This window comes from Azospirillum sp. UENF 111221, assembly GCF_058780625.1.
Genome location: NZ_JBSNCH010000003.1, coordinates 718,817 through 742,677, shown reverse-complemented (window position 1 = coordinate 742,677; position 23,861 = coordinate 718,817). Strand labels below are relative to the sequence as shown.

The window sequence follows — 23,861 nt, the reverse complement described above, 5'->3', positions numbered from 1 at the left end:
CGGGTCCGTATTTCCCGGCATGGACAGACTGCCGCCGACTTCCGATCATTGAGTTGTTTCCTGCGGAGCGATTTCCGCCAGGCAACGGACCGCACCGGAACAAAAGGACCGGAGACCCCAAGCAACCGGAACCGTCACGATGGCAAGCCTCAAGCGCATTCTGCTGGCAACCGACCTGGAACCGAAATCGGACCGCGCCCTGGAGCGCGCCGTTCAGCTCGCCCAGCGGTTCGATGCGGAACTGACGGCGCTGCATGTTGTCGACGGCAGCGGCGGCCGTTATGGCTGCCTGCCGCTGCACCATGTTGAAGGGGAGTTGCAGCGCCACATCCTGGCCGCGAGCGGCGGGGCCGGCATCCGGGCACAGGCGGTCGCGGTGCGCGGCGACGCGGTGGAGCACCGGGTCGCCGGCTATGCCGGCCTGTGGCGACCCGACCTTCTGGTGGTCGGCCTGCACCAGCGCGACCGTGTGGCGGACCTGTTCCTGGCCTCCACTGTCGAGCGCATTGCGATTGCCGACGGAACGCCGATGCTGATCGTGCGCGACAAGCCGCTCCAGCCCTATCTGCGGGCGCTGGTGCCGGTCGATTTTTCCGAACGGTCGCGCTCATCGGTGGAGTCGGTGCGCATGCTGATGGAGGAGGGATGCATCCACCTGCTGCATGTCGCCGACCTGCCGGACGCGTCGGCACTGGACAAGGCACAGGTCGAGCACGATTTCCGGACCGTGCTCGGCTCCCGGGGGGAAGGGCCGCCGGTTGGGCCGCCGGGTGGGATGGAGGTGGAGACGATCCTGTTGACCGGCTCTCCCGGACAGCGGATCGTCGGTCTGGCCCGGCAGGGGCGGTACGATCTGGTTGCAATGGGCTCGGCCCGGCGCAGCGGCGTTGCCCGTGCCCTGTTGGGCAGCACGGCGTCCGAGGTGATCGACGCCCTGCCCTGCGACGTGCTGATCGGTGGCGTGGATATGGGTGCGGGCTCCGGCTGGTCCCCGGCGCCCGCACCCACACATTGCCCCTGATGGGCCTGAATGGAGAACCGGATGACCATCACTGACCATTTTTCCGTGTCCAGCGTGATCCTCGATGCCGCGCCCGGCAACAAGGCGGCGCTGCTCGACCAGTTGGCGGCGGAGGCTGCCAGCCGCAGCGGGCGTCCCGGCGCCCGAGATCCTGGAGGCCTTGCAGGCGCGGGAGAAGATCGGCTCCACCGCGCTCGGCAGGGGTGTGGCGCTTCCCCACACGGAGCTTGCCGATCTCGCGGCCCCGGTCGTCCTGTTCGCCCGTCTCCAGCGCGCGGTCGATTTCGATGCGCGCGACGACGAGCCGGTCGATCTGGTCTTCCTCGCGCTTTGGCCTGCATCGAACCGCAAGGGGCTGCTGGCGGCCATGGCGGAAATCTGCGGGGCGCTGCGCGATCCGCAGTCGCTGCGCCGTCTGCGCGGTGCCAAGACCGCCGACGACGCGGCCCAGATCGTCATCCAGGCCGTTGCCCAGGATGAGGACGACCGGGATTGCGACGACGGAACGCCTGGCTTCTGACTCCATCCATCGCCGCCGCTCCAGTGTGCCTCCAGTCTGCCGCCAGTCTGCCGTAGGATTTCATGCCCGACGCACTTCCGCTCCTGATCGCCATCGCCTTGCCCTTCGCCGGCGCGGTTGCCGCCGGACTGCTGCCCACCCATGCGCGCAACGCCGCGGCGTGGCTGGCCGGCGGCGTGGCGCTGCTTGGGCTGGCGATGGTGTGGGCGGCCTACCCGACGGTTTCGGCCGGCGGCGTGCTCCGCTTCACCGCCGGATGGATGCCGTCGCTGGGCCTCGACTTCTCCCTGCGGATGGACGGCTTCGCCTGGCTTTTCGCCGGGCTGGTGTTCGGGGTCGGCGTGCTGGTGGTGGTCTACGCCCGCTATTACATGGCGGCCGAGGATCCGGTGCCGCGGTTCTTCGCCTTCCTGCTCGCCTTCATGGGATCGATGACGGGGGTGGTGCTGTCGGGCAACCTGATCCAGCTCGCCTTCTTCTGGGAACTGACCAGCCTCTTCTCCTTCCTGCTGATCGGCTACTGGCATCACACCGCCGCGGCGCGCGACGGCGCGCGCATGGCGCTGACGGTCACGGCGACCGGCGGCCTCTGCCTGTTCGCGGGCGTGCTGATCCTCGGCCACATCGTCGGCAGCTATGAACTCGATGCCGTGCTGGCGGCCGGCGACCTCATCCGCGCCCATCCGCTCTACCTGCCGGCCCTGGTGCTGATCCTGCTCGGCGCCCTGACCAAGAGCGCGCAGTTCCCCTTCCATTTCTGGCTGCCGCACGCCATGGCGGCGCCGACCCCGGTGTCGGCCTACCTGCATTCGGCGACGCTGGTGAAGGCGGGCATCTTCCTGATGGCGAGGCTGTGGCCGGTTCTGGCGGGGACCGAGGCGTGGTTCTGGATCGTTGGCTCCGCCGGCCTCGCCACCCTGCTGCTCGGCGCCTATGTCGCCATCTTCCAGCATGACCTGAAGGGACTGCTGGCCTATTCGACGATCAGCCATCTCGGCCTGATCACCCTGCTGCTCGGCCTGAACAGCGAACTGGCGATGGTGGCGGCGATCTTCCACGTCATCAACCACGCGACCTTCAAGGCCTCGCTGTTCATGGCCGCCGGCATCATCGACCACGAGACGGGAACGCGCGACATCCGGCGCCTGTCGGGGCTGAATCGATTCATGCCCTTCACCGCCCGCCTCGCCCTGATCGCCGCCGGCGCGATGGCGGGCGTGCCGCTGCTGAACGGCTTCCTGTCCAAGGAGATGTTCTTCGCCGAGGCGCTGTCCGCCAAGGACCCGCTGCCGATCTTCTTCGACGTGCTGCCGGTCGCGGCGATGGTGGCCAGCGCCTTCAGCGTCGCCTATTCGCTGCGCTTCATCCACGGCACCTTCTTCGGGCCGGACCCGGTCGACCTGCCGCACAAGCCGCACGAGCCGCCGGCCTGGATGCGCTTCCCGGTCGAGGTGCTGGTGCTGGCCTGCATCGTCATCGGCATCCTGCCGGCCGCCACCGTCGGCCCCTATCTCGACATGGCCGCCCGCGCCGCCCTGGGTGCTGCGACGCCGGAATACAGCCTCGCGGTTTGGCATGGCTTCAACCTGCCGCTGGTGATGAGCATGGCCGCCTTCGCCGCCGGGCTGATTCTCTACCGGCTGCTGCAAAGCCATCTCGCCAAGGGGATCGAGGGGCCGCCGCTGATCCGCAGCCTGGAAGGGCGGCGCATGTTCGAGCGGACGATGGTCTTCCTGTCCTGGCGGCTGGCCCGCACCGCCGAGGGCGTGCTCGGCACCCGCCGCCTTCAGCCGCAGCTGCGGCTGGTGGTCATCGCCGCGGTGCTTGCCGCCGGCTGGACCGTGTGGACCCGCGGGGTGGGGCCGGGCAATCTGGTGCCGTCGGGCATCGACCCGGTGCTGGCGCTGATCTGGCTGCTGGGGGCCGCCTGCGCCCTGGGTGCGGCCTGGCAGGCGAAGTTCCACCGGCTGGCGGCGCTGATCCTGCTCGGCGGCACCGGGCTGGTCGTCTGCGTCACCTTCGTCTGGTTCTCGGCCCCCGACCTCGCTTTGACCCAGCTGCTGGTGGAGGTGGTCACCACCATCCTGCTTCTGTTGGGCCTGCGCTGGCTGCCCAAGCGGATGGACATCCCCGGCAGCCGCGGGTCGGAGGCGGTCACGCTGACCCGCCGCCTGCGCGACCTCGGCATCGCCACCGCCGCCGGGGCCGGCATGGCCGGGCTGGCCTTCGGGGTGATGACGCGCTTCCCTCCCGAACTGCTGGCCCGCCATTTCCTGGAGCTGGCCTACAGCGAGGGCGGCGGCACCAACGTCGTCAACGTCATCCTCGTCGATTTCCGCGGCTTCGACACCATGGGCGAGATCGCCGTGCTGGGGGTGGTGGCGATGACCGCCTATGCCCTGCTGCGCCGCTTCCGCCCGGCGTCGGACAGCGTCGACGTTCCCGAGCAGCAGCGCGACCAGAGCGCCTTCGACGCCTCGCGGCCCGACCGCAAGGACGGCGACACCGTGGCCGACTGGCTGTTCATCCCGTCGCTGATCGCCCGGCTGCTGTTCCCGGTGATCCTGCTGGTGGCGCTGTTCCTGCTGCTGCGCGGCCATGACCTGCCGGGAGGCGGTTTCGCCGCCGGCCTGACCGTCGCCATCGCCATGATCCTGCAATACATGTTCGGCGGCACCCAGTGGGTCGAGGCGAGGCTGCGCGTGCTGCCGATGCGCTGGATGGGCATCGGCCTGCTGCTGGCCGCCGGCACCGGGTTCGGCGCCTGGATGTTCGACCGGCCGTTCCTGACCAGCTACTTCGCCTATTCGCAGATTCCGGTGCTGGGCAAGGTCCCGGTGGCGAGCGCCCTGCTGTTCGACATCGGCGTCTTCGCCCTGGTTGTCGGCGCCACCATCCTGATTCTGATCGCGCTGGCCCGCCAATCGCTGCGCGGCCACCGCGCCGCCGCCCCCGTCCGCCGGAGGTTCCGGCGGTGCCCGAACCGGCTGCCACCGCCGTGGGACAGACTGCCGTGGGAGACGACTGATGGAACTGATCCTTTCGCTCGGCATCGGCGTGCTGACCGGCTCCGGCGTGTGGCTGCTGCTGCGGCCCCGAACCTTCCAGGTGATCGTCGGCCTGTCGCTGCTCTCCTATGCCGTCAACCTCTTCATCTTCTCCACCGGCGGCCTGCGCACGGGCGCTGCGCCGATCCTGGAGGGCGGCCGGGCCGGAACGCTCGCCATGCATGCCGACCCGGTGCCGCAGGCGCTGGTGCTGACCGCCATCGTCATCGGCTTCGCCACCACCGCCCTGTTCCTCGTCGTGCTGCTCGCCGCCCGCGGCCTGACCGGCACCGACCATGTCGACGGAAAGGAGAGCGGCCGGTGAGCGGCTGGATGGACCATCTGACGATTGCCCCCATCGTCGTGCCCCTGCTGGCGGGGGCGGTGATGATGCTGATCGACGAGCGGCAGCGCACGCTGAAGGCGGTGATCGGCATGGCGTCGGCGTTGACGCTGCTGGGCCTGGCGATCCTGGCCCTGACCGTCGCCGATTCGGGGACCGGCGTCGTCCGCGTCTACCGCCTGGGCGACTGGCCGGCGAGTTTCGGCATCGTGCTGGTGCTGGACCGCTTCGCCGCCCTGATGCTGGTGCTGACCGGGATTCTGGGCGTCGCCGCCCTGACCTTCTCGCTGCCGCGCTGGCAGAAGGCGGGGGCGCATTTCCACCCGCTGTTCCAATTCCAGCTGATGGGGCTGAACGGCGCCTTCCTGACCGGCGACCTGTTCAACCTGTTCGTCTTCTTCGAGATCATGCTGGCAGCCTCCTACGGCCTTGCCCTGCATGGCTCCGGGCTGGCGCGGGTGCGGGCGGGGCTGCATTACGTCGCGATCAACCTGTCGGCGTCGCTGCTGTTCCTGATCGGCGTCAGCATGATCTACGGCGTTTCCGGCACCCTCAACATGGCAGACCTCGCCGGCCGCGTCGCCAGCTTGGCCTCCGAGGACCGCGGGCTGCTGGAAGCCGGTGCGGCGATCCTGGGGCTCGCCTTCCTGATCAAGGCGGGGATGTGGCCGCTGGGCTTCTGGCTGCCCAACACCTATTCCACCCTGGGCTCGGCGTCGGCCGCCATCGTCTCGATCCTCAGCAAGGTCGGCATCTATGCCGTGCTGCGGCTGTGGCTGCTGGTGTTCGGCGACGGGGCAGGGGCGTCGAGCGGCTTCGGCGGCACGGTCCTGCTGATCGGCGGCTTGCTGACCATCGGCTTCGGCTGCATCGCCGTGCTGGCGACGCAGAACATGGCGCGGCTTGCCGGCGCCACCGTGCTGGTGTCGTCCGGCACCCTGCTGGCCGCCATCGGCGCCGGCCAGATGGCGGTCACCGGCGGGGTCCTGTTCTATCTGACCAGTTCCGTGATGGCGGTCGCCGGCTTCTTCCTGCTGATCGAACTGGTGGAGCGCGGCCGGGGCGTCGGCGCCGACGTGCTGGCGGTGACCCGCGAGGCCTTCGGCGAGGGCGACGACGAGGATGCCGACGACGGCGCGGGTGGCGGCGGGGCCGGCGTCCCCATTCCGGCAACGATGGCGATCCTCGGCATCGGCTTCATGTCCAGCGCGCTTTTGCTGGCCGGCCTGCCGCCGCTGTCGGGATTCCTCGCCAAGTTCGCCATCCTCTCGCCGCTGCTGGCGGCCGGGCCGGTGGTTCCCGTCACCACATGGATTCTGCTGGCGGCACTGGTGCTGTCGGGACTGGCGACGGTGGTGGCGATGACCCGGGTGGGCATCGATGCCTTCTGGGCCTCGCCGGCCGCCGAGGTGCCGCGGGTGCGGGTGGCCGAGATCGCGCCCGTCCTGCTGCTGCTCGCCCTCGATCTGGCGCTGACCATCCAGGCCGGACCGGCCATGCGCTACATGGAGGACACCGCGCGCGCGCTCCATGCTCCGCAGAACTACAACGGTGCCGTGCTGTCCGGTATTCCAACGGCAGGCCCGACGGCCGGAGGTGCCCGATGAGACGGCTGATGAGGCGGTTGCTGCCCTATCCCATGATGACGGCGACGCTGCTGGGGGTGTGGCTGCTGCTGACCGAGAGCGTGGCCCCGGGCACCGTCATTCTGGGCGGCGTACTCTCGGTGGCGACGGCCGCGACGCTGTGCGTGCTCGACCTGCCGGGCGGACGCTTCCGCCGTCCGCAGGCCGCGCTGTCGCTGCTGGGTGTCGTGCTGGTCGATATCCTGCGCTCCAACTGGGCGGTCGCCAAGATCATCCTGCGGCCGGGCGGCGGCGGCCGGGTGTCCGGCTTCCTGCGCATCCCACTCGACCTGAGGGCACCCTACGGGCTGGCGACGCTCGCCTGCATCGTCACCGCCACCCCCGGCACGGTGTGGGTCGCCTATGACCGGCGGCGGAACACCATCCTCCTGCACATCCTCGATCTGGTGGACGAGCAGGAGTGGATCGACACCATCAAGGGCCGCTACGAGACACGGTTGATGGAGCTGTTCGAATGATCCTGACCCTGCTGATGGGAACGATCTTCCTCACCCAGATCATGCTGGTGGTCGCCATGGCCTTTGCGACCTTCCGGGTGCTGCGGGGACCGCGGGCACAGGACCGGGTTCTGGGTCTGGACACCCTCTACGTCACGGCGACCATGCTGCTGCTGACCTTCGGCATCCGCAACGGCAGCATCCTCTATTTCGAGGCCGCTCTGATCATCGCCCTGCTCGGCTTCGTGTCGACGGCGGCGCTGGCGAAGTTCCTGATGCGCGGCGAGGTCATCGAATGAACAACCATCTGGCCGATCTCCCCGCCTGGGCTGCCATTCCCGCCGCGCTGCTGCTGCTGGCCGGCGCCTTACTGACCCTGATCGGAACCGTCGGGCTGCTGCGCTTCGGCAGCTTCTACCAGCGGGTCCATGCGCCGACGCTGGGCTCGACCCTGGGCATCGGCTGCATCCTTCTGGCCTCGATGCTGGTCTTCTCCGTCCTGGAATTTAGGGCGATCCTGCACGAGGTGCTGATCACCGCCCTGATGGTGGTCACCACCCCGATCACCCTGATGCTGTTGGCCCGCGCCGCCCTCTACCGCGACCGCAGCGAGGGAAGCGACGAGGTGCCGCCGCCGCCCTCGGGCCAGGACGCGCGCGCTTCCGGCACACCGCAGTCCCAGTCGGGTCCGGATGGCGGGCAGGCTGTGTGAGGCCGCCTGCGGGGACCGCATCGCACTGATCAGGTTTGCAGTTCTGCGTCGCAGCCGTTCAGTGCGGCGAGGACGGCCTCTGCGGTTTGCCGGCTGTGGGCGGCCAGGAGGCTGCCGGCAACCGCTGCGTCGCGCTGCCGGAATGCGGCCATGACTCCCTCATGTTCGTTCAGCGAGTCTCGCCAGCGCTCCTCATCGTAATTGGCCAGCGACCGTGCCCGGAAAATCTTGGAAGCGAAACCGGCATAGGTGGCGTCCAAGGACGGGTTGCGCGCCATCGCGACGATCCGGGCGTGGATTTGCCGGTTGGTCAGGGAATAGGCCAGCCGGTCGCCGGCATCGAACTGGGCGTGAAGCTGGTTGTGGAGCCGGTCGAGTTCGGCGAATTCCTCGACCGTGCCCCGCCGGCAGGCAAGGTCGCCCGCAAGCGCCTCCAGCGCCTCCATCACCTCGAAAACGGCGGCAATCTCCTTGGGGTCGATCGGCGTCACCACGGCGCCACGGTGCGGGCGAAGCTCCACCAGCCCCTCCGCCGCCAGGACGCGCAACGCCTCCCGCAAAGGCGTTCGGGAGACCCCGAGCTGTTCGCACAGCTGGACCTCCGGCACGCGGCTGCCCGGCCGCAATTCGCCGGACAGGATCATCGCCCGCAGCTCCGCGACGGCGCCGTGATGCAGCGTTTCCCGGCGGATCGGCCCGGCGGAGGGCTTGACGGTTTTCACGGTGTCCATGGTCGATCCGGCGATGCCCTTGGTGCTGAATGATTGTGCATGTATGCGCAAACGATGCCATGCGCTTAAAAATAAGGCAAGAAAGTCGCGGAGCGCTTCTGATTTACAAAAACTCATATATCATTGATATTAATAGATAAATCTGAAATCGCCATATTGTATACAATCTGGCACGATGCTTGCGACTGATGGGATATCGCAATCGCATCAGGGAATCCTGCCCATGTCGCTTCGATCCTTCACGCTTGGCGCTGTCACCGGCGTGGTCCTCGCCCTGTCCGCGGCGGCTGCGACCGCCCAGGCCGCCGACATCGACGCGGTGAAGCTGGGCTTCGCCAAATGCGCCCATTGCCTGCCGATGGCGCTGACGCCCGATCTGGCGAAGGGCGTGAAGATCGAGGCCATCAACTTCAATTCCGGCAACGACGTGCTGACGGCTTTGGTGTCCAAGAGCATCGACGTGGCGCAGGTCACCTACCTCCACTACATCACCGCCCTCGACAAGGGGTTCGACGTGGTGGCGATCTCCGGCCAGGTGAATGGCGGAATCTGGAATCCTGACCGCCAAGGGGATCGAGCTGAAGCCGGACGACTGGGCCGGGCTGAAGGCGCTGATCGCCGACCGCAAGGCGAAGGGCGAGCCGCTGCGCGTCGCCGCCTCGCGCGGGAATGCGCAGGACATCCACATGCGCGGCGCCTTCCTGAAGAACGGGATCGACGCCAACAAGGACGTGCAGTTCGTCAACATCCCGAACCCGTCCGACCATGCCGCCGCCCTCCAGCGTGGCGAGGTCGACGTGATCTGCACGGTGGAGCCCTTCGCCTCGCAAATCCGCAGCAGCGGGACCGGCCGGCACTTCACGCTCCCCTACGACCAGGCCGCCGGCAACCTGACCAACCTGATCGTCACCCGCTCCGACGTGATCAAGGAGCATCCCAAGGCGGTCGAGGCCACCGTCGCGTCCGTCGTGGCGCTGGTCGACAAGCTGAAGGCGGACCGGGGTGCCTGGGTCGACACCATCAACAAATACACCGGCATGGACAAGACCGTCGCCGCGGAGGCGCTGAAGAATGCCTCGCCCGACTATGCCATGCACAAGGACAGCACGCTCGCCATCGCCGCGATGATGCGTGACCTGAAATACATACGCCACGACGTCTCCGCCGCGGCCGAGAAGAACCTCGATTACAGCTTCCTGGAAACCGTCACGGCCAAGCCGAAGACCGAGCTGGGCTTCTGATCGGCGGCCGGTTGCACCCGGTCAGGTATTTCATGGGACAGGAGTCCGGTTCATGACGGCGATAGGAAAAATCTGGGAGCGGTTCGCCTGGGAAAGGGCGGTCGTTCCCCTCGTCATCCTCGTGGTCTGGGAGGCCGTGTCGCGGTCCGGCCTTCTGCCCGCGGCGCTGCTGCCGCCGCCGACGGTGGTCCTGCATGCGTGGGGCGACTGGGTCTTCGGCTTCGACGAGACCGCACAGGCCAACAGCGGGCGCTGGTTCGCCGATGCGCTGTCCAGCGCCATGCGGGTTGCCGCCGGCTATGCCATCGCGGCGGCCAGCGGCATCCTGCTGGGCATCGCCATCGGCTGGTGGCGCTGGGTCGAGCGGACGGTGGAGCCGACGATCCAGATGCTGCGCCCGGTTCCACCGGTGTCGTGGATTCCGGTGGCGATCATCTGGTTCGGCATTGCCAACAAGCCGGCCATCTTCCTGGTCTTCCTCGGCGCCTTCTTCCCCATCCTGATGAACACCATCCACGGGGTGAAGACGGCCGACCGCAACCTGATCCGCGCCGCCGCGATGATGGGCGCCACCGAACAGCAGCTTCTGCGCCATGTGGTGTTCCCGGCGGCCCTGCCCAGCATCTTCGCCGGCCTGCGCATCGGCATCGGCGCCGCCTGGATGCTGACCGTCACCGCCGAGATGGTCGCGGTCAAGAGCGGGCTCGGGTACGTGCTGTGGGACAGTTACTATTTCCTGCGCTACGACCTCGTGCTCGCCGCCATGGCCAGCATCGGCCTGCTCGGCTACGCGACCGACGGCCTCATCAAGCTCCTGATGTCCGTGGCGCTGCACTGGCAGCACGGATCCACCCTGCAAAGCCGGGAGGGCTGACGCCATGGCCTCCATCGAGCTGAAGAACATCACCAAGATCTTCCGCGATGCCAAGCGCAAGCGCGACCTGCTGGCCATCGACGACGTCAGCCTGTCGGTGGAACCCAACCAGTTCCTGTGCCTGCTGGGCTCGTCGGGCTGCGGCAAGTCCACGCTGCTCAACATGATCGCCGGCTTCGAGAAGCCGACCGGCGGCAGCGTGACGGTCGGCGGCAAGCCGGTGGACGGCCCGGGCGCCGACCGCGGCATGGTCTTCCAGCAGGCCAACCTGATGCCCTGGCTGCCGGTGTGGGAGAATGTCGCCTTCCACCTGCGGCTGAAGGGCTGGCGCAAGGCCGACCGCCGGGCCGCGGCGCAGGAATACATCGACATGGTGGGCTTGCGCGGTTTCGAGAACCATTTCCCGGCCGAACTGTCGGGCGGCATGAGCCAGCGCGTCGGCATTGCCCGCGCCCTGCTGCTGAACCCGCAGGTCATCCTGATGGACGAGCCGTTCGCGGCGCTGGATGCCCAGACCAAAATGGACATGCAGGAGGAACTGGTCGCCATTTGGCAGAAGCAGCGCTGCACCATCGTCTTCGTCACACACAGCGTCGATGAGGCGCTGGTGCTGGGCACCCAGGTCGCCGTCCTTACCAGCCGGCCTGGACGGGTGCGCGAACTGATCGACCTCGACCTGCCGCGCCCGCGCGACATCACCAGCCAGCAGTTCAACGACCACAAGCGCCACATCCTGAACCTGATCCGCGAGGAAGGGATGCAGCAGCGTAAGGACACAAAGCCGGACTCTGTAGCGGCGAGCCGACAGGGTGCTGCGGCATGACCACGGCCCATCACCCCTTGGACCTGCTGCTGACCGGCGTCACCGCCATTACCGGCGATCCGGCGCTGGGCATCGTCGAAGATGCCGCCATCGGCATCCGCGACGGCCGGATCGCCCACCTGGCTCCGGTCTCTGCCGGGCTGCCGACGGCGAAGCGCACGCTGCACCGTCCCGGCCGGCTGGTGACGCCGGGCTTCGTCAACGCCCACCTGCATGCAGTGCTGGTCATGGTCCGCGGCGTTGCCGCCGATCTCGGCTTCGCCCCGTCCTACACCCCCGGCGTTCCCAAGGGCACCGACGCGACGCCGGAGGAAGCGCGGGCGCTGGCCCGGCTCGGCGTGGCGGAGGCGCTGCTGTCCGGCTCCACCCTGGTCTGCGACCATTTCGTCCATGCCGAGGCGACGCTGGAGGCGGTGGCCGAGCTGGGGCTGCGGGTCCATGCCGGCTGGCGGGTGCACGACGTGGATTTCGCCCGCGTGCCGCAGGGGGACTGGCGCTTCGATGCCGGCATCGGCGAGGATCTGCTGCGCCGGACGCTCGACCTGCACGACCGCTGGCACGGGGCGCTGGATGGGCGCATCGCGGTGCAGATGGCTGCCCATGCACCGGACACCTGTTCCCCGGCTTCCTGCGGACGCTGGCGGCCGAGGCATCGGCCCGCGGGATGCGCGTGAACACCCATCTGGCGCAGAGCCGGGTTGAGGTGGAGCGCGTCCGTGCCTCCACCGGCCTCTCTCCCGCGGCCCTGCTGGAGGAGACCGGGATGCTGAACGACCGGCTTCTCGCCACCCACTGCCTCTATGTCGATGACGACGACATCGCACAGCTGGCCCGTGCCGGTGCTCATGCGGTGCATGTGCCCAAATGCAACGCCGCTTCGGGCAGGCTGGCGCCGACCCCGGCCCTGAAGGCGGCGGGGGTCAATCTGGCGCTGTGCACCGACACCCAGCATGGCGACATGGTGGAGACGATGCGCTGGGCGCTCGCCACCGGCCGCATCGGCCAGGGCGGCGTCACCGCCGACTGGCAGCCGGCCGACGTCTTCCGGATGGCGACGCTGGGCGGGGCGGAGGCGGTCGGCATGGCTGACAGCATCGGCACGCTCACCGTTGGCAAATGCGCCGATCTGGTGGTGTTCGACAGTCGACGTCCGCATCTGCGGCCGCAGACCAACCCGCTCGGCACGCTGGTCCACACCGGCCAGGGTCGCGACGTGGAGATGGTGATGGTGGAAGGCGAAATCCTGGTCGAGGACGGCCGCCTGCTGCGCACCGATCTGGAGCGGATCTGCGTCGAGGCCGACGAGGCCGCCCGCGCGCTGTGGGCGCGGGCCTGAACCCCAAAAACCCCGAAAACAAGAAACGCCTGAAGCGATAAGGACCGAACATGAGCACGCCCGATCTGACCAAGCGCGTCCTTCTGGGGATGCTGACCCCGTCGTCCAACACGGTCCTTGAGCCGGTGACCTCCGCCATGCTGAGCGGCCTGCCGGAGGTGTCGGCCCATTTCGGCCGTTTCACCGTCAAGGAGATCTCGCTGCGCGCCGCAGCGCTCGACCAGTTCACCGATGCGCCCTTCCTCGACGCCGCCCGGCTGCTGGCCGACGCCAAGCTGAACGTGATCGGCTGGAACGGCACCTCGGCGGGCTGGCTCGGCTTCGATGCCGACGACCGGCTATGCAGCACCATCGCGGCCGAGACCGGCATCCCGGCCTGCACCTCCATGCTGGCGCTGAACGAGATTCTGGAAACGACCGGGCGCAAGCGCTTCGCCATCGTCAGCCCCTATCTCGACGAAATCCAGGAGCGGATGGTCGCCAACTACAACGCTGCCGGCTTCGAGGTGGTGGCGGAGCGGCATCTGAACGACCGCGGCAACTTTTCCTTCTCCGAGATCACCGAGGAGCGGATCGAGCGCATGTGCGCCGAGGTGGCGGAGGCCAAGCCCGACGCCATCGCCATCATCTGCACCAACATGCGCGGCGCCCCGGTGGCGGAACGGGTGGAGAAGGCGCTGGGCATCCCCGTCTACGACACCGTGTCCACCGTGGTGTGGAAGGCGCTGCGCATGACCGGCGTCGACACCCGCCCGGTCGAGGGCTGGGGCAGCCTGTTCCGGGAATTGCACGGCTGATGGCTGAAACGGGGGAGGGGAGCATGGAGTTCGATCTGGTCATCCGCAACGGCACGGTCGCCACTGCGTCCGATGTGTTCAAGGCCGATGTCGGCGTGCGCGGCGGGACCATCGCCGCGCTGGGCGCCGGTCTCGCCTCCGGAGCCGAGGAGATCGACGCCGCCGGGCTGCTGGTCCTGCCCGGCGGCGTCGACGGGCATGTCCATTTCGACCAGCCGACCGGCGACGGGTCGGTGATGGCCGACGATTTCCTGACCGGCACACGTTCCGCCGCCTTCGGCGGCACCACCACGGTGCTGCCCTTCGCCTGCCAGGAAAAGGGCCGGTCGCTGCGCGAGGCGGTGGACGATTATCACCGGCGGGCCGCCGGCAAGCCGGTCATCGACTATGCCTTCCACCTGATCGTCACCGATCCGACCGAGCAGGTGCTGGGCCACGAACTGCCGGCGCTGATCCGCGAGGGCTACACGTCCTTCAAGATCTACATGACCTATGACGCGCTGAAGCTTAACGACCGCCAGATCCTGGAGGTTCTGGACATCGCCCGCAGCGAGGGCGCCATGGTGATGATGCATGCGGAGAACGCCGACTGCATCGCCTGGCTGACCGAGAAGCTGGAGCGCGCCGGGCAGACGGCGCCCTTCTTCCACGGCGTCTCCCGCCCGCGCGTGGCGGAGCGCGAGGCCACCCACCGGGCCATCTCGCTCGCCGAACTGGTCGATGTGCCGATCCTGATCGTGCATGTCTCGGGTGCCGACGCGGTGGAGCAGATCCGCTGGGCACAGGGGCGCGGCCTGCGGATCTATGCCGAGACCTGTCCGCAATATCTGTTCCTGACCGGTGACGATCTGGGCGGGGAGGGGTTCGAGGGGGCGAAGTGCATCTGTTCCCCGCCGCCGCGCGATGCCGCCAATCAGGCCGTCATCTGGGATGGGCTGACCGGCGGGACCTTCCAGGTCTTTTCGTCGGACCATGCGCCGTTCCATTTCGACGGGCCGGGCGGCAAGAAGGTCCATGGCGAACAGGCGCCCTTCCGTTGCGTGCCCAACGGCATCCCGGGGGTGGAGACCCGCCTGCCGCTGCTGTTCTCCGCAGGCGTGATGACCGGGCGGATGGAACTGACCAAGTTCGTGGAGCTGACCGCCACCAATCCTGCCCGCATGTATGGGCTGCATCCGCGCAAGGGCACCATCGCGGTGGGGGCCGACGCCGACATCGCCTTGTGGGATCCGAACCGCCGGGTCACGGTCACGAACGCCATGCTGCACCACAATGTGGACTACACCCCCTATGAGGGGATGGAGGTCACCGGCTGGCCGGTGGCGACGATCTCGCGCGGGGCGGTGGTGTGCCGCGACGGCGCGCTTCTGGCCGAGCCTGGCCGCGGCCTGTTCCTGCCCTGTGCTCTGCCGGCGCCCGCCCGTCCCAAGAGCGCCCCGGCGCCGGTCCTGCCGTTCTGATTTACTCCCTCTCCCCCCTGGGGAGAGGGGCGGGGTGAGGGGGATGCACGGGATCGATTCCCGGTAAAGGGCCGCCGCGAAACCCCCTCACCCTAGGTCCTGTCTGACGAGCCTATTGACGTTGTGGTTTAGAGCCCAAGGTCAGTTTGATGGCTTACGATGCGACAGGGCTGCGACGCTACGAACTGAGCGATGCGCAGTGGGATCGGATCGCGGATTTGATGCCGCGGTCGAATCCGCGAGGTGGCGGTGTGTGGCGGGATCACCGTCAAGTGGTTGATGGGCTGATGTGGAAGCTGAACACCGGCGCCCAATGGCGGGACATTCCCGAACGCTACGGCCCCTGGCAGACGATCTACGAACGCTTTGTGCGATGGCGTTGCGACGGGCTGTTCGAGCGGATCCTCGACCGGCTGCGCTTGCAGCTTGATGCGGATGGTCGGATCGATGTGGACCTCTGGTGCATCGACGGCACCAGCATCCGGGCCAGTCGCTCGGCGGCTGGGGGCGGAAAAAGGGGGGCTCGGACGAGCCGGCCGACCACGCACTCGGCCGCTCCCGCGGGGGCTTCGGGACCAAAATCCATTTGGTGACCGATGGCAACGGCCTGCCGCTGGCCGCCGTGCTGAGCGCAGGTCAGCTTCAGGAAATCTCCTTCGCCGTCGCCGCCTTGGAGGCGGTCAGCTTGCCCACCCGCCGAGGGCGCCGACGCACCAAGCCTCGAAAGCTGGCTGGCGACAAGGGCTACAGCGCCAATCGCTTTCGTCAGTACCTGCGACGCCGCCACATCGAACCGGTCATTGCCATGCGCAAGGACGAACGCAGGCGAACCCACCGCGGCAGGCCGCCTCGGTTCGATCGGGAGGCATACCGGCGACGAAACGTCGTCGAGCGTGGCATCGGATGGCTCAAAGGATGCCGATCCGTTGCCACGCGACATGACAAGCTTGCCGTCAACTACATGACCTTCATCAGGCTCGCCATGATCCAGCGATGCCTGCGCGTCAGTAGGCCGTCAGACAGGACCTAACCCTCTCCCCGGGGGAGAGGGGATTTCTGGGCGACGCGCAGGCTGCAGCCACCACCTCGCCGGTACGGCCGACATGGTGCATGAACAGGCGCTGGGCGGTCTCGCCGTCGCGGGCCTCCATCGCCGCCAGGATCTCGCGGTGCTCCAGCACCGATTCCTTCCAGCGGCCCTGGGCGCCCAGCGCGAAATAGCGCGCCCGCGCCAGCCGGCCGAGCAGCCGGTCATGCGCGTCCACCAGAGCCGGATTCTTGGCGCCCGACACGATCAGCCGGTGGATCTTCTGGTTGATGGAGAAATACTCCTCCAGCGCGCCGGCTCCCTGCAAAGCCTCGATCCTGTCCTGGAAGCCGCGCAGGCGGCGCAGGTCGGCGGCGGTCATCCGTTCGGCGGCGAGCTTCGCCGCGAAGCTCTCGATGCAGCCTTCGGCCTCGAACAAATGGATCAGCTCGTCGGCGTCGAGCGGAGCGACGATGGCGTTGCGGTTGGGGCGCAGCATCACCAGCCCGTCGGCCGCCAGCAGCTTCAGCGCCTCGCGCAAGGGGGTGCGGGAGATGCCGAGCTTTTCGCTCAGTTCCGGCTCGATCAGCCGAGCCGAGGGTGGCAGTTCGCCGTAGATGATCATGGAGCGCAGGCGCTCCACCGCCATTTCTGCCAGTGGCGGCGGCGGCACCATCCGGCGCCGCCGGGGGGCGGCTTCGGAAACGTCGCCCGGAGCGTTGTTGTCCATGGTCATCCGGCCAGTCCTCGCCCGCCACCGGCGAGCAGATTTTCGATGAAGGCGGCGAAGCGCAGCACCCTCCGGTCCTGCCCGCGCTGGGCGACGATTTGCAACCCGACCGGCAGACCGGCACGGCCGGTGCCGCAGGGCAGGCTGAGGGCGGGAACCTTGGCGTGGTTGAACAACGGGGTGAAGACGGCATGCGCGCGTGGCGGCACCGCCTGTCCGCCAATGGTCTCCGGACCCAGCCGGTCGAGCGGCCATGCGACGCAGGGCGTCGTCGGCCCGACCAGCAGGTCCGTGTCGGTGAAGAAGGCGGCAAGCGCGCGTGCGACCTCGACGCCAAGCAACTGCGCCGCCGCGACCTCCGGTCCCGTCAGGGTCAGTCCCCGCTCGATCTGCACGGCGATGTCGGGATCGAATTGGGCAGGATCGCGTCGGAAGGCGTCGCCGTAGAGGGCGGCCAGCCCGGCATGCTGCAAGGGCATCAGCGCCGTTTCCGTCACCCCCGCCGGCCAGTTCGGATCGCGCCGGACGACGCGGACTCCCGCCCGTTCGAGCACCTCCATCGCATGTTCGACCGCCTGCCGCACATCCTCGTCGATCGGGGCGTCCAGGCCGAGGCGGGGGCTGTAGGCGACGGTCAGGCTACTTGGTGACCGGCTGTCCGCCGGAGCGACGGCGATGGACTCAGGATCGCGCGGATCGGGGCCGCTGAGCGCCTCGAACATCAGCGTCGCATCGGCGACGTCGGCGGTGATGGGAGCCATCACGGCAATGCCGGTGAAGGGCTCGGCGAAGCCCGGTCCGTAGGGGATGGCGCCGAAGGACGGCTTGAACCCGACCGCGCCGACATGGGCGGGCGGACGGCGGCTCGAACCGCCGGCATCGGTGCCGAGTGCCAGAGGCACCAGCCCCGCCGCCACCGCCACGGCCGGTCCGCCGCTCGACCCGCCGGGGGTCAGGCTCGGGTCCTGCGGGTGGCGCGTCGGTCCGAACAGCGGGTTGGTGGTGACGCCCTTGCAGGCGAATTCGGAGCTGTTGGTCATGCCGACGATGACGGCACCGGCGGCGCGCAACCGTTCCACCGCGATTGCGTCGGCCGGAGCGCGGAAGTCGGCGAACAGGCGCGATCCCTGGGTGACGCGCCGGCCGGCGACCCAGATGGTGTCCTTGACCGCGACCGGAACCCCGGCCAGCAGCGGCGTTTCCCCGGCAGCCAGCCTGCGGTCGACCGCATCCGCTTCGGCCAGCGCGTCGGCCTCGTCGACGGAGACGAAGGCATTCAGCGCCGGATTGCCGGCGGCGATGCGGGCCAACGCCGCTTCCGTTGCGGCACGGGCGCTGCTGCGTCCGGTGCGCACGGCTTCGGCAATGGCGGTGGCGCGTGGGGTGGCAGCGCCTAGGGGATTGGTCATCGCTTGTCCTTCAGAAGGCTGAGGCCGGCAAGCGCCGCCAGCAGGCCGACGGCGATGTAGCCGGTGGCGAGGTCGCCGACCGCGGCGGCGGCGACCAGCAGGATCGGTCCGGCGATCAGCCCGGCGAAACCGCCGACCATCACCGCGCCGGTCGCCTCGCCGATGCGGCCGGCGGGGGCCAGCCGCGCGACCTCGGCCACGAACACGCCGTTCCAGCCGCTGGCGGTCAGTCCGAACAGGAAGGTCGCAAGGGTCAGCACCGGGAAGGGCAGGGCGGCGCCGGCCCATCCCACCAGGATCGACGCCGCGGCCATGCCCAGCCCCAGCAGCCCGACCAGCCGGCGTGGCGCCATCCAGCGCGACGCCACCACACCCCAGCCGAGCCGTCCCACCAGCCCGCCCGCCTGCCCGGCGGCCAGTGCCACCCCGGCCGACACATGCTCCAGTCCCAGCTCGGTCACTGCGAAGACCACGAAAAAGCCGTTCAGCGTCAGTTGGCTCGCAGAATAGGGGAAGGCCGCCAGCGCCATCCGCCGCAGCGCCGGGTCGCCGCGCAGCAGTTGCACTGCCGTACCCAGTCCGAAGCTGGAGGCGGCATTGCGGGTCAATGGGTCATAGACGGGCCGCAGCCGTTCGAAGACCGGAATGCAGGCAAGCGCCAGCATGGCGATGACCGCGTAGCCGGCGCGGGGATCCAGGGCGACGGCCAGGAGCGGCAGTGCCAGCGATCCGGCGATGGCGCCGATCTGGTTGCCGGTCTGGCGGACGGAAAACACCATCGGCCGGTCGGCTTCCCGGACCAGCCGGCCGAGGATCGCGGCGCTGGCCGGCGTTTCGGGGCCGCAGGCAAGGCCGATGGCGATTCCTGCTGCCAGCAGCCCGGCGGCGCTCCCACCCGTCATCGCGCAGAGCATGGCGGCGGCGACCGCCACCGCGCAGAGGCTGGCGATCCGGAACGGCCCGAGACGCCCGGCCAGCACGCCGCCATACAGCGACGCCGCCATTCCGACCGCGAAGCCGGTGGTGGTGAACAGGCCCAGCCCCGCCGGGTCGATCCCCAATCGCGGTGCCAGCACCCCCGGCGCGAAAAGGGCCAGCGCGACCAAAGCCTGCAAACCGGTCATGCCGACCAGTGCCGGCAGGAGCGGGGGGAGCAGCGGCGCTGGCGTTGCCGCCGCCGTCTCGGCTACCATTTCGGCGAACCGAGGACGGAGGCAGCATGGTTGGCGGAATTTCGATCCATGGCGTGGATGTGGCGCGCGGCGTCGCCGCCCAGGGCATGCGTGTGGAGCTTCACGCGCTGACCCCGGAACGCCGGCTGCTGGCGGCGGGCGAGCTTGGCACCAACGGCCAGCTCGACCACCCGACCGTGCGCGGCGACGGCATCGAAGCCGGCCCGCACGAGGTGCTGTTCCATGTTGGCGACTGGCTGCGGGCGGCGGGCTATGCCGAGGAGCAGGCCCGCTTCCTCGACATCGTTCCGTTCCGCTTCGTCGTCACCGACCTCGACCGCCATCTGCATCTGCCCTTCAAGTTCACCCCCTACGGGGTTTCCCTCTTTCTCGGTGTGTGACGGGGGTCAGGTCAACCTTTTGGAGAGACCGGCGACACGTTCCATCACCAGCATCAGGCCGATGGTGACGACGATCAGCACGCCCGACAGCGCCGCGACGGTGACGTCCAGCCGGCCTTCCAGATCCTGCCACATGCGGATCGGCAGCATGTCGGTGGCGGCGTCGCGCAGGAACAGCGAGACGGGGACGTTGTCGAAGGACGCCATGAAGGCGATGAAGCCGCCCGCCATGATGCCGGGCCGGATCAACGGCAGGGTGACGCGGCGGAAGCCGTACCAGCGCCCCGCCCCCAGACTGGAGGATGCCTCCAGCAGCGACGGGTTCATCTGGGCGAGCGACGCCACCGTGTTGCGCACCACGAGGGGCACCGAGACGACCGTGTGGCCGATGATGAGCGTCAGCGGTGACACCGGTACCCCGATCATCGAGAAGAACATCAGCGACGACAGGCCGAAGGCCAGCGCCGGCAGCACCAGCGGCGACAGGAACAGGCTGTCCAGCACCTTCGCCGTCAGCGTCGGTGAGCGCGCGATGCCGAGCGAGGCGGAAACGCCGAGCAGGATCGACAGGCCGGTCGCCCAGGCCGCAACCGTCAGGCTGTTCATCATCGCGAACTGAAGCTGCCAGGCGTTCCACAGCTCGGCGTACCAGCGCAGCGAATAGCCGGGCGGCGGGAATTTCAGGGAATAGCCGCTGGTGAAGGACACCCAGATCACCACCACCGTCGGGGCGACCAGCAGGACCAGCGCCATCAGCGCGATGCCGGTCATGGCGATGCGGAAGCTGAGCGCGTCGAAATCGATGCGGCTGCTGACGGAAACCGGTTTTGCATAGTCGGACATCGCTGCCTCCCCGGATCAGGCGTTGGCATAGCCGCGCGACAGGCGGCCGAGAGCGTTGAAGATCGACACAACCACCAGCACCGACACCAGGAAGACGATGGAGATCGCCGCGGCGAAGGGCCAGTTCTGCAGGGTCGAGGCCTGCTGGTAGATGTACATCGGCATGAACAGCATCTGGCCGCCGCCGATCAGGCTCTGCGTGATGAAGGCGGTGATCGCCGCGGCGTAGGTCAGCAGGCAGCCGGCGACGATGCCCGGCAGCGACAGCGGCAGGATCACCTTGCGGAAGGTCCGCCAGTGCCCGGCCCCCAGCACCGACGAGGCGTCGGCGAAATTCGGGTCGATGCGGCTCAGCGCCGTGATGATCGGCAGCACCATCAGCGGCATCTGTACCTGCGCCAGCGCCACGACCACCCCGCCCTCGGTGTAGAGCAGCTTCAGCGGTGTGTCGATCAGCCCGATCCAGGCCAGCGTGGCGTTGACGATCCCCTGGCGGCCCAGGATCACCACCCAGGCGAAGGTGCGCACCACCACGCTGGTCAGCAGCGGCAGCAGCACCAGCAGCATGATCAGGCCCCTGGCCCAGCCGGGGGAGCGCTGGTGCAGCCATGCCACCGGATAGCCCAGCAGCAGGGTCAGCACCGTCACCTTCACCCCCAGCCACAGGGTGGAACCCAGAACCCCCAGGCTGAAGCTGTCGCCCAGGAAATTGACATATTGGGTCAGCCCGTAATGGCCGCCCTGCGGGTCGGTCTGGAAACTCAGCGCCAGCAGGATCACCAGCGGCGTGACGAAGAACAGGACGAAGCCCACCGCCAGCGGAGCCGCGAGCTTCAGGTCGTAGGTGGTGACGTCGCGCAACGTCGCGGCCATGGGGCGCCTCCTCCGGCTGGCGGGCCATTGAGCGGTCAGACGCGGATTTCGCGGTTGAACCGCTCGATCCAGGCGGCACGCTGCTCGTTGATCTTGCCCCAATCCTGGAACACGAACTTCTTGGCGATCTCCGCATGGTCCTTGGCCAGCGTCTTGGCCAGTTCGCCCTTGATCGCGACCTTCGTGTTGGTCGGCACGATCAGGTAGGGCTCCTCCATCAGCGTGGCCTGCACCTCCGGCGACAGGGCGGCTTCGATCAGCTTGAAGGCCAGCTCCTTGTTGGGGGAGTTCTTGACGATGTGGATGGTCGTCTTGAAGGCGATGGCGCCCTCCTTCGGAATGACGAACTCGACGGGTACGCCGCGCGCCTTCAGGATCTGGATGGCGTTGAAGTTGCCAGGGGAGATGTCGATCTGGCCCTGCTGGAACAGGGTGGCGAGTTGGCCGGGATTGGCTGCGACGGCGGCAAGGCTCGGGCGCAGCGCCTCGAGCGCCTTGAAGGCCGGGTCGATGTTGGCCTCCGACCCGCCATGCATTTTGGCGAGTTCCACCATGAAGCCGGTGCCGAGCGTCGAGTTCAGGTTGGTGATGCCGACACGGCCCTTGAATTCCGGCTTCCACAGGTCGGCCCAGGAGGTCGGCGGCGTCTTCACCGTTTCCGGGTTGTAGGTGATGCCGACCACCTGGAAGAAGGGTGCCGGCCCCATCGGGACCTGCGCCGCCGGGATCAGGTCCTTGTAATAGGCGCTCTGTTCGACCGGATAGGGTTCGACCAGATCCTGCGCGATGGCCTGGAGCGCGGGGCCTGGATCGTGCAGCATGACGTCGATGGGCGGGTTGGACTTGGCGGCGTTGACCTTGGCGATCTGGTCGACCGACAGCATCGGGTCCAGCACGATGTTGGCATTGCCCGCCGCCTTGCGGAAGGCGGGGACGAGCACGGCCTTGTGGGCTTCCTCCCAGCTGCCGGTGAAGGTCGCGAAGACCAGCGGGCGCGCCTGCGCCCAGGTCAGGCCGGGGAAGGCATGCATGGCACCCAGCGTCAGCGCCGTCTGCATCAGATTGCGGCGGGTCAGCAGCATCGTTCACTCCAGAAGGTGAGAGGAGAGGGGAGATCGGAGGGGTATTCAGGCCGCGGCGAAGACCGAGGCGAGGCGGGGGGCGACCGGCGCCAGCCGCACCGGGGTGCCGGGCGCCAGCAGGTCGGTGCGCTGGATGCGCGGTTCGGACACCTTGACGGCGGTGCCGTCGCCGACGCGGATTTCGTGGACGACGGTGGCGCCCAGCGGCAGCCCCATCTCGACCACGCCGTTCAGCGTCTCGGCATCGTCCCCGGCAGGATCGACGCTCAGATGTTCGGGGCGCAGGCAGACCGTGACGCGGGAGCCGGGCTGCAGATCGCCCTTGGGCGCGCGGGTCTCGATCAGTCCGCCGGCGTCCAGCCGCACCCGGCCGGCGCTGCGGTCGCTGTCGACCAGCACGCCGCCCAGCAAATTGGCCGAGCCGACGAAGGTGTTGACGAACAGGCTGTCGGGCGCGTCGTAGATCTCCGTCGGCGGGGAGAATTGCTCCAGCCGGCCCTGGCTCAGCACCGCGACGCGGTCGGCCATCGACAGCGCCTCCTCCTGGTCGTGGGTGACGAGGATGGTGGTGATGCCGGACAGGCGCTGGATGCGCTTGACCTCGATCTGCATGTCCAGGCGCAGATTCTTGTCCAGCGCGGCAAAGGGTTCGTCCAGCAGCAGGATCGACGGGTTGACCGCCAGCGCGCGGGCAAGCGCCACGCGCTGCTGCTGGCCGCCAGACAGCTGGCGCGGGGTGCGGTCGCCGAGATGGCCGAGCTTGACCAGATCGAGCATGCGCTGCGCCTCGCTGCGCTGGGTGGCGCGGTCGACGCCGCGGGCATCCAGCCCGTAGGCGACATTCTCCGCCACCGTCATGTGCGGGAACAGCGCGTAGTTCTGGAAGACGATGCCGACCGAGCGGCGGTTGGGCGGCAGTCCGTCCACGCTTTTGCCGCCGACCATCACATGCCCCTTCGTCTGGGCAAGGAAACCGGCGATGATCCGCAGCAGGGTGGTTTTTCCGCAGCCCGACGGGCCGAGCAGGGCCACGAGTTCTCCGCCGCGGATGTCGAGCGTGACCTCGTTCACGGCGAGCGATGTGCCGTAGCGTTGGGTGATCCCGTCGAGAAGAAGCGTCTGCCCGCGCGGGGAAGCCGGGCCGTTGGGCGAAGCGCTGACCATGGCTGCACCAACCCTTTCGCATTGCCGTTCGATTGCCTTTCTCTTTAGCAAACGGCATGCCGTTTTTGTATTTTGCGTTATTTAGCAATATGATAGCATTGTTTTCTGATAGCCAGCGGTCTTTGCGGAACCCGAATTGCCGCCATCTTGTGCGCAGGCCGGATGCATATGC

The 23,861-nt window shown here is 68.3% G+C and carries 23 protein-coding genes and 2 pseudogenes; 16 read left to right on the top strand and 9 right to left on the bottom strand.

All coding sequences use genetic code 11. The annotated features are described in order from the left end of the window. Positions 1-139 precede the first annotated feature (139 nt). From ACWPN3_RS11505 to mnhG, 8 genes and pseudogenes are all read left to right on the top strand, one after another. Positions 140-1,021 carry a universal stress protein gene (locus ACWPN3_RS11505; protein WP_492242884.1) on the top strand — a complete coding sequence of 294 codons (882 nt, stop codon included), beginning with the start codon at positions 140-142 and terminating at the stop codon, positions 1,019-1,021. Between the two features lie 64 nt (positions 1,022-1,085). Continuing rightward, complete coding sequence (locus ACWPN3_RS11500) at positions 1,086-1,541, top strand: PTS sugar transporter subunit IIA (protein ID WP_492261391.1); 456 nt, start codon at positions 1,086-1,088, stop codon at positions 1,539-1,541. A 62-nt stretch (positions 1,542-1,603) separates the two neighbouring features. Beyond that, positions 1,604-4,432, top strand: a pseudogene (locus ACWPN3_RS11495) (monovalent cation/H+ antiporter subunit A); the annotation flags it as partial. Between the two features lie 136 nt (positions 4,433-4,568). After that, entirely contained in the window at positions 4,569-4,913 is a 345-nt protein-coding gene (locus ACWPN3_RS11490; RefSeq protein ID WP_098738499.1) for a Na+/H+ antiporter subunit C, read from the top strand. Positions 4,914-4,921: 8 nt separating this feature from the next. After that, a complete protein-coding gene (locus ACWPN3_RS11485; RefSeq protein WP_492261429.1) occupies positions 4,922-6,538 on the top strand; it encodes a monovalent cation/H+ antiporter subunit D in 1,617 nt (538 codons plus the stop codon). Next, positions 6,535-7,035 (top strand): Na+/H+ antiporter subunit E, encoded by a 501-nt coding sequence (locus ACWPN3_RS11480; protein ID WP_492261390.1) that lies wholly within the window; start codon positions 6,535-6,537, stop codon positions 7,033-7,035. Before ACWPN3_RS11485 ends, ACWPN3_RS11480 begins: the two co-directional genes overlap by 4 nt. Next, positions 7,032-7,313, top strand: coding sequence for a K+/H+ antiporter subunit F (locus tag ACWPN3_RS11475; protein ID WP_174469222.1), 282 nt, complete (start codon positions 7,032-7,034; stop codon positions 7,311-7,313). Before ACWPN3_RS11480 ends, ACWPN3_RS11475 begins: the two co-directional genes overlap by 4 nt. Then, on the top strand, positions 7,310-7,726 hold the full coding sequence (mnhG, locus tag ACWPN3_RS11470) for a monovalent cation/H(+) antiporter subunit G (protein WP_492242880.1): 417 nt from the start codon (positions 7,310-7,312) through the stop codon (positions 7,724-7,726). The genes ACWPN3_RS11475 and mnhG overlap by 4 nt, the downstream gene beginning before the upstream one ends. A gap of 29 nt (positions 7,727-7,755) precedes the next feature. On the opposite strand, the gene ACWPN3_RS11465 is transcribed toward mnhG, so the two are convergent. Both ACWPN3_RS11465 and ACWPN3_RS11460 read right to left on the bottom strand, forming a co-directional pair. Next, complete coding sequence (locus ACWPN3_RS11465; protein WP_492261389.1) at positions 7,756-8,457, bottom strand: GntR family transcriptional regulator; 702 nt, start codon at positions 8,455-8,457, stop codon at positions 7,756-7,758. Positions 8,458-8,664: 207 nt separating this feature from the next. Continuing rightward, the gene (locus ACWPN3_RS11460) at positions 8,665-8,931 is read right to left on the bottom strand and encodes a hypothetical protein (protein WP_492261388.1); all 267 of its coding nucleotides are present in this window, start codon (positions 8,929-8,931) and stop codon (positions 8,665-8,667) included. 65 nt (positions 8,932-8,996) lie between these two features. Between ACWPN3_RS11460 and ACWPN3_RS11455 the strand changes: the two genes are divergently transcribed. The 7 genes and pseudogenes from ACWPN3_RS11455 to ACWPN3_RS11425 all read left to right on the top strand — a co-directional run bounded on the left by ACWPN3_RS11455 (position 8,997) and on the right by ACWPN3_RS11425 (position 16,018). Next, positions 8,997-9,698, top strand: a complete 702-nt coding sequence (locus tag ACWPN3_RS11455; RefSeq protein ID WP_492261387.1) for an ABC transporter substrate-binding protein — start codon at positions 8,997-8,999, stop codon at positions 9,696-9,698. Positions 9,699-9,750: 52 nt separating this feature from the next. Then, a complete protein-coding gene (locus tag ACWPN3_RS11450) occupies positions 9,751-10,572 on the top strand; it encodes an ABC transporter permease (RefSeq protein WP_492242877.1) in 822 nt (273 codons plus the stop codon). 4 nt (positions 10,573-10,576) lie between these two features. Then, positions 10,577-11,395, top strand: a complete 819-nt coding sequence (locus ACWPN3_RS11445; protein WP_492261386.1) for an ABC transporter ATP-binding protein — start codon at positions 10,577-10,579, stop codon at positions 11,393-11,395. After that, positions 11,392-12,731, top strand: a pseudogene (locus tag ACWPN3_RS11440) (amidohydrolase family protein). Before ACWPN3_RS11445 ends, ACWPN3_RS11440 begins: the two are co-directional and overlap by 4 nt. A gap of 50 nt (positions 12,732-12,781) precedes the next feature. Beyond that, positions 12,782-13,528 carry a maleate cis-trans isomerase family protein gene (locus ACWPN3_RS11435; protein WP_492242874.1) on the top strand — a complete coding sequence of 249 codons (747 nt, stop codon included), beginning with the start codon at positions 12,782-12,784 and terminating at the stop codon, positions 13,526-13,528. 23 nt (positions 13,529-13,551) lie between these two features. Beyond that, positions 13,552-14,988: a dihydropyrimidinase gene (gene hydA, locus ACWPN3_RS11430; protein ID WP_492242873.1), complete on the top strand. Its 1,437-nt coding sequence runs from the start codon at positions 13,552-13,554 to the stop codon at positions 14,986-14,988. Between the two features lie 149 nt (positions 14,989-15,137). Next, positions 15,138-16,018 (top strand): IS5 family transposase gene (locus ACWPN3_RS11425; RefSeq protein ID WP_492241211.1). Its coding sequence is split into 2 segments (ribosomal slippage): positions 15,138-15,512 and positions 15,515-16,018, totalling 879 coding nucleotides; the frame shifts between segments, so codons are not numbered across the junction. On the opposite strand, the gene ACWPN3_RS11420 is transcribed toward ACWPN3_RS11425, so the two are convergent. Genes ACWPN3_RS11420 through ACWPN3_RS11410 form a run of 3 tightly spaced genes read right to left on the bottom strand, consistent with a single transcriptional unit; the run spans position 15,993 to position 19,347 of the window. Further along, a complete protein-coding gene (locus tag ACWPN3_RS11420) occupies positions 15,993-16,751 on the bottom strand; it encodes a GntR family transcriptional regulator (RefSeq protein WP_492242872.1) in 759 nt (252 codons plus the stop codon). The two genes, ACWPN3_RS11425 and ACWPN3_RS11420, sit on opposite strands and share 26 nt — an antisense overlap. After that, positions 16,748-18,154 carry an amidase gene (locus ACWPN3_RS11415; RefSeq protein WP_492242871.1) on the bottom strand — a complete coding sequence of 469 codons (1,407 nt, stop codon included), beginning with the start codon at positions 18,152-18,154 and terminating at the stop codon, positions 16,748-16,750. The genes ACWPN3_RS11420 and ACWPN3_RS11415 overlap by 4 nt, the downstream gene beginning before the upstream one ends. After that, positions 18,151-19,347, bottom strand: a complete 1,197-nt coding sequence (locus ACWPN3_RS11410) for an MFS transporter (RefSeq protein ID WP_492242870.1) — start codon at positions 19,345-19,347, stop codon at positions 18,151-18,153. Before ACWPN3_RS11410 ends, ACWPN3_RS11415 begins: the two co-directional genes overlap by 4 nt. Before the next feature lie 26 nt (positions 19,348-19,373). On the opposite strand from ACWPN3_RS11410, the gene ACWPN3_RS11405 reads away from it, so the two are divergent. Continuing rightward, on the top strand, positions 19,374-19,727 hold the full coding sequence (locus ACWPN3_RS11405) for a hydroxyisourate hydrolase (protein ID WP_492242869.1): 354 nt from the start codon (positions 19,374-19,376) through the stop codon (positions 19,725-19,727). Positions 19,728-19,733: 6 nt separating this feature from the next. On the opposite strand, the gene ACWPN3_RS11400 is transcribed toward ACWPN3_RS11405, so the two are convergent. From ACWPN3_RS11400 to ACWPN3_RS11385, 4 genes are read right to left on the bottom strand one after another with little or no spacing between them, the layout of a single operon-like run. Continuing rightward, positions 19,734-20,570: an ABC transporter permease gene (locus tag ACWPN3_RS11400; RefSeq protein ID WP_492242868.1), complete on the bottom strand. Its 837-nt coding sequence runs from the start codon at positions 20,568-20,570 to the stop codon at positions 19,734-19,736. A gap of 15 nt (positions 20,571-20,585) precedes the next feature. Then, entirely contained in the window at positions 20,586-21,443 is an 858-nt protein-coding gene (locus tag ACWPN3_RS11395) for an ABC transporter permease (protein ID WP_492242867.1), read from the bottom strand. Between the two features lie 35 nt (positions 21,444-21,478). Further along, positions 21,479-22,525 carry an ABC transporter substrate-binding protein gene (locus ACWPN3_RS11390; protein WP_109096691.1) on the bottom strand — a complete coding sequence of 349 codons (1,047 nt, stop codon included), beginning with the start codon at positions 22,523-22,525 and terminating at the stop codon, positions 21,479-21,481. Positions 22,526-22,570: 45 nt separating this feature from the next. Further along, on the bottom strand, positions 22,571-23,689 hold the full coding sequence (locus ACWPN3_RS11385) for an ABC transporter ATP-binding protein (RefSeq protein WP_492242866.1): 1,119 nt from the start codon (positions 23,687-23,689) through the stop codon (positions 22,571-22,573). Positions 23,690-23,861 lie beyond the last annotated feature (172 nt).

What these genes read in the sequence shown, in the direction of transcription:
- ACWPN3_RS11505 (WP_492242884.1), top strand. Translation starts at nt 140, where the DNA reads ATGGCAAGCCTCAAGCGCATTCTGCTGGCAACCGACCTGGAACCGAAA.
- ACWPN3_RS11500 (WP_492261391.1), top strand. Translation starts at nt 1,086, where the DNA reads ATGCCGCGCCCGGCAACAAGGCGGCGCTGCTCGACCAGTTGGCGGCGG.
- ACWPN3_RS11490 (WP_098738499.1), top strand. Translation starts at nt 4,569, where the DNA reads ATGGAACTGATCCTTTCGCTCGGCATCGGCGTGCTGACCGGCTCCGGC.
- ACWPN3_RS11485 (WP_492261429.1), top strand. Translation starts at nt 4,922, where the DNA reads ATGGACCATCTGACGATTGCCCCCATCGTCGTGCCCCTGCTGGCGGGG.
- ACWPN3_RS11480 (WP_492261390.1), top strand. Translation starts at nt 6,535, where the DNA reads ATGAGACGGCTGATGAGGCGGTTGCTGCCCTATCCCATGATGACGGCG.
- ACWPN3_RS11475 (WP_174469222.1), top strand. Translation starts at nt 7,032, where the DNA reads ATGATCCTGACCCTGCTGATGGGAACGATCTTCCTCACCCAGATCATG.
- mnhG (WP_492242880.1), top strand. Translation starts at nt 7,310, where the DNA reads ATGAACAACCATCTGGCCGATCTCCCCGCCTGGGCTGCCATTCCCGCC.
- ACWPN3_RS11465 (WP_492261389.1), bottom strand. Translation starts at nt 8,457, where the DNA reads ATGGACACCGTGAAAACCGTCAAGCCCTCCGCCGGGCCGATCCGCCGG.
- ACWPN3_RS11455 (WP_492261387.1), top strand. Translation starts at nt 8,997, where the DNA reads ATGGCGGAATCTGGAATCCTGACCGCCAAGGGGATCGAGCTGAAGCCG.
- ACWPN3_RS11450 (WP_492242877.1), top strand. Translation starts at nt 9,751, where the DNA reads ATGACGGCGATAGGAAAAATCTGGGAGCGGTTCGCCTGGGAAAGGGCG.
- ACWPN3_RS11445 (WP_492261386.1), top strand. Translation starts at nt 10,577, where the DNA reads ATGGCCTCCATCGAGCTGAAGAACATCACCAAGATCTTCCGCGATGCC.
- ACWPN3_RS11435 (WP_492242874.1), top strand. Translation starts at nt 12,782, where the DNA reads ATGAGCACGCCCGATCTGACCAAGCGCGTCCTTCTGGGGATGCTGACC.
- hydA (WP_492242873.1), top strand. Translation starts at nt 13,552, where the DNA reads ATGGAGTTCGATCTGGTCATCCGCAACGGCACGGTCGCCACTGCGTCC.
- ACWPN3_RS11420 (WP_492242872.1), bottom strand. Translation starts at nt 16,751, where the DNA reads ATGACCATGGACAACAACGCTCCGGGCGACGTTTCCGAAGCCGCCCCC.
- ACWPN3_RS11415 (WP_492242871.1), bottom strand. Translation starts at nt 18,154, where the DNA reads ATGACCAATCCCCTAGGCGCTGCCACCCCACGCGCCACCGCCATTGCC.
- ACWPN3_RS11410 (WP_492242870.1), bottom strand. Translation starts at nt 19,347, where the DNA reads ATGGTAGCCGAGACGGCGGCGGCAACGCCAGCGCCGCTGCTCCCCCCG.
- ACWPN3_RS11405 (WP_492242869.1), top strand. Translation starts at nt 19,374, where the DNA reads ATGGTTGGCGGAATTTCGATCCATGGCGTGGATGTGGCGCGCGGCGTC.
- ACWPN3_RS11400 (WP_492242868.1), bottom strand. Translation starts at nt 20,570, where the DNA reads ATGTCCGACTATGCAAAACCGGTTTCCGTCAGCAGCCGCATCGATTTC.
- ACWPN3_RS11395 (WP_492242867.1), bottom strand. Translation starts at nt 21,443, where the DNA reads ATGGCCGCGACGTTGCGCGACGTCACCACCTACGACCTGAAGCTCGCG.
- ACWPN3_RS11390 (WP_109096691.1), bottom strand. Translation starts at nt 22,525, where the DNA reads ATGCTGCTGACCCGCCGCAATCTGATGCAGACGGCGCTGACGCTGGGT.
- ACWPN3_RS11385 (WP_492242866.1), bottom strand. Translation starts at nt 23,689, where the DNA reads ATGGTCAGCGCTTCGCCCAACGGCCCGGCTTCCCCGCGCGGGCAGACG.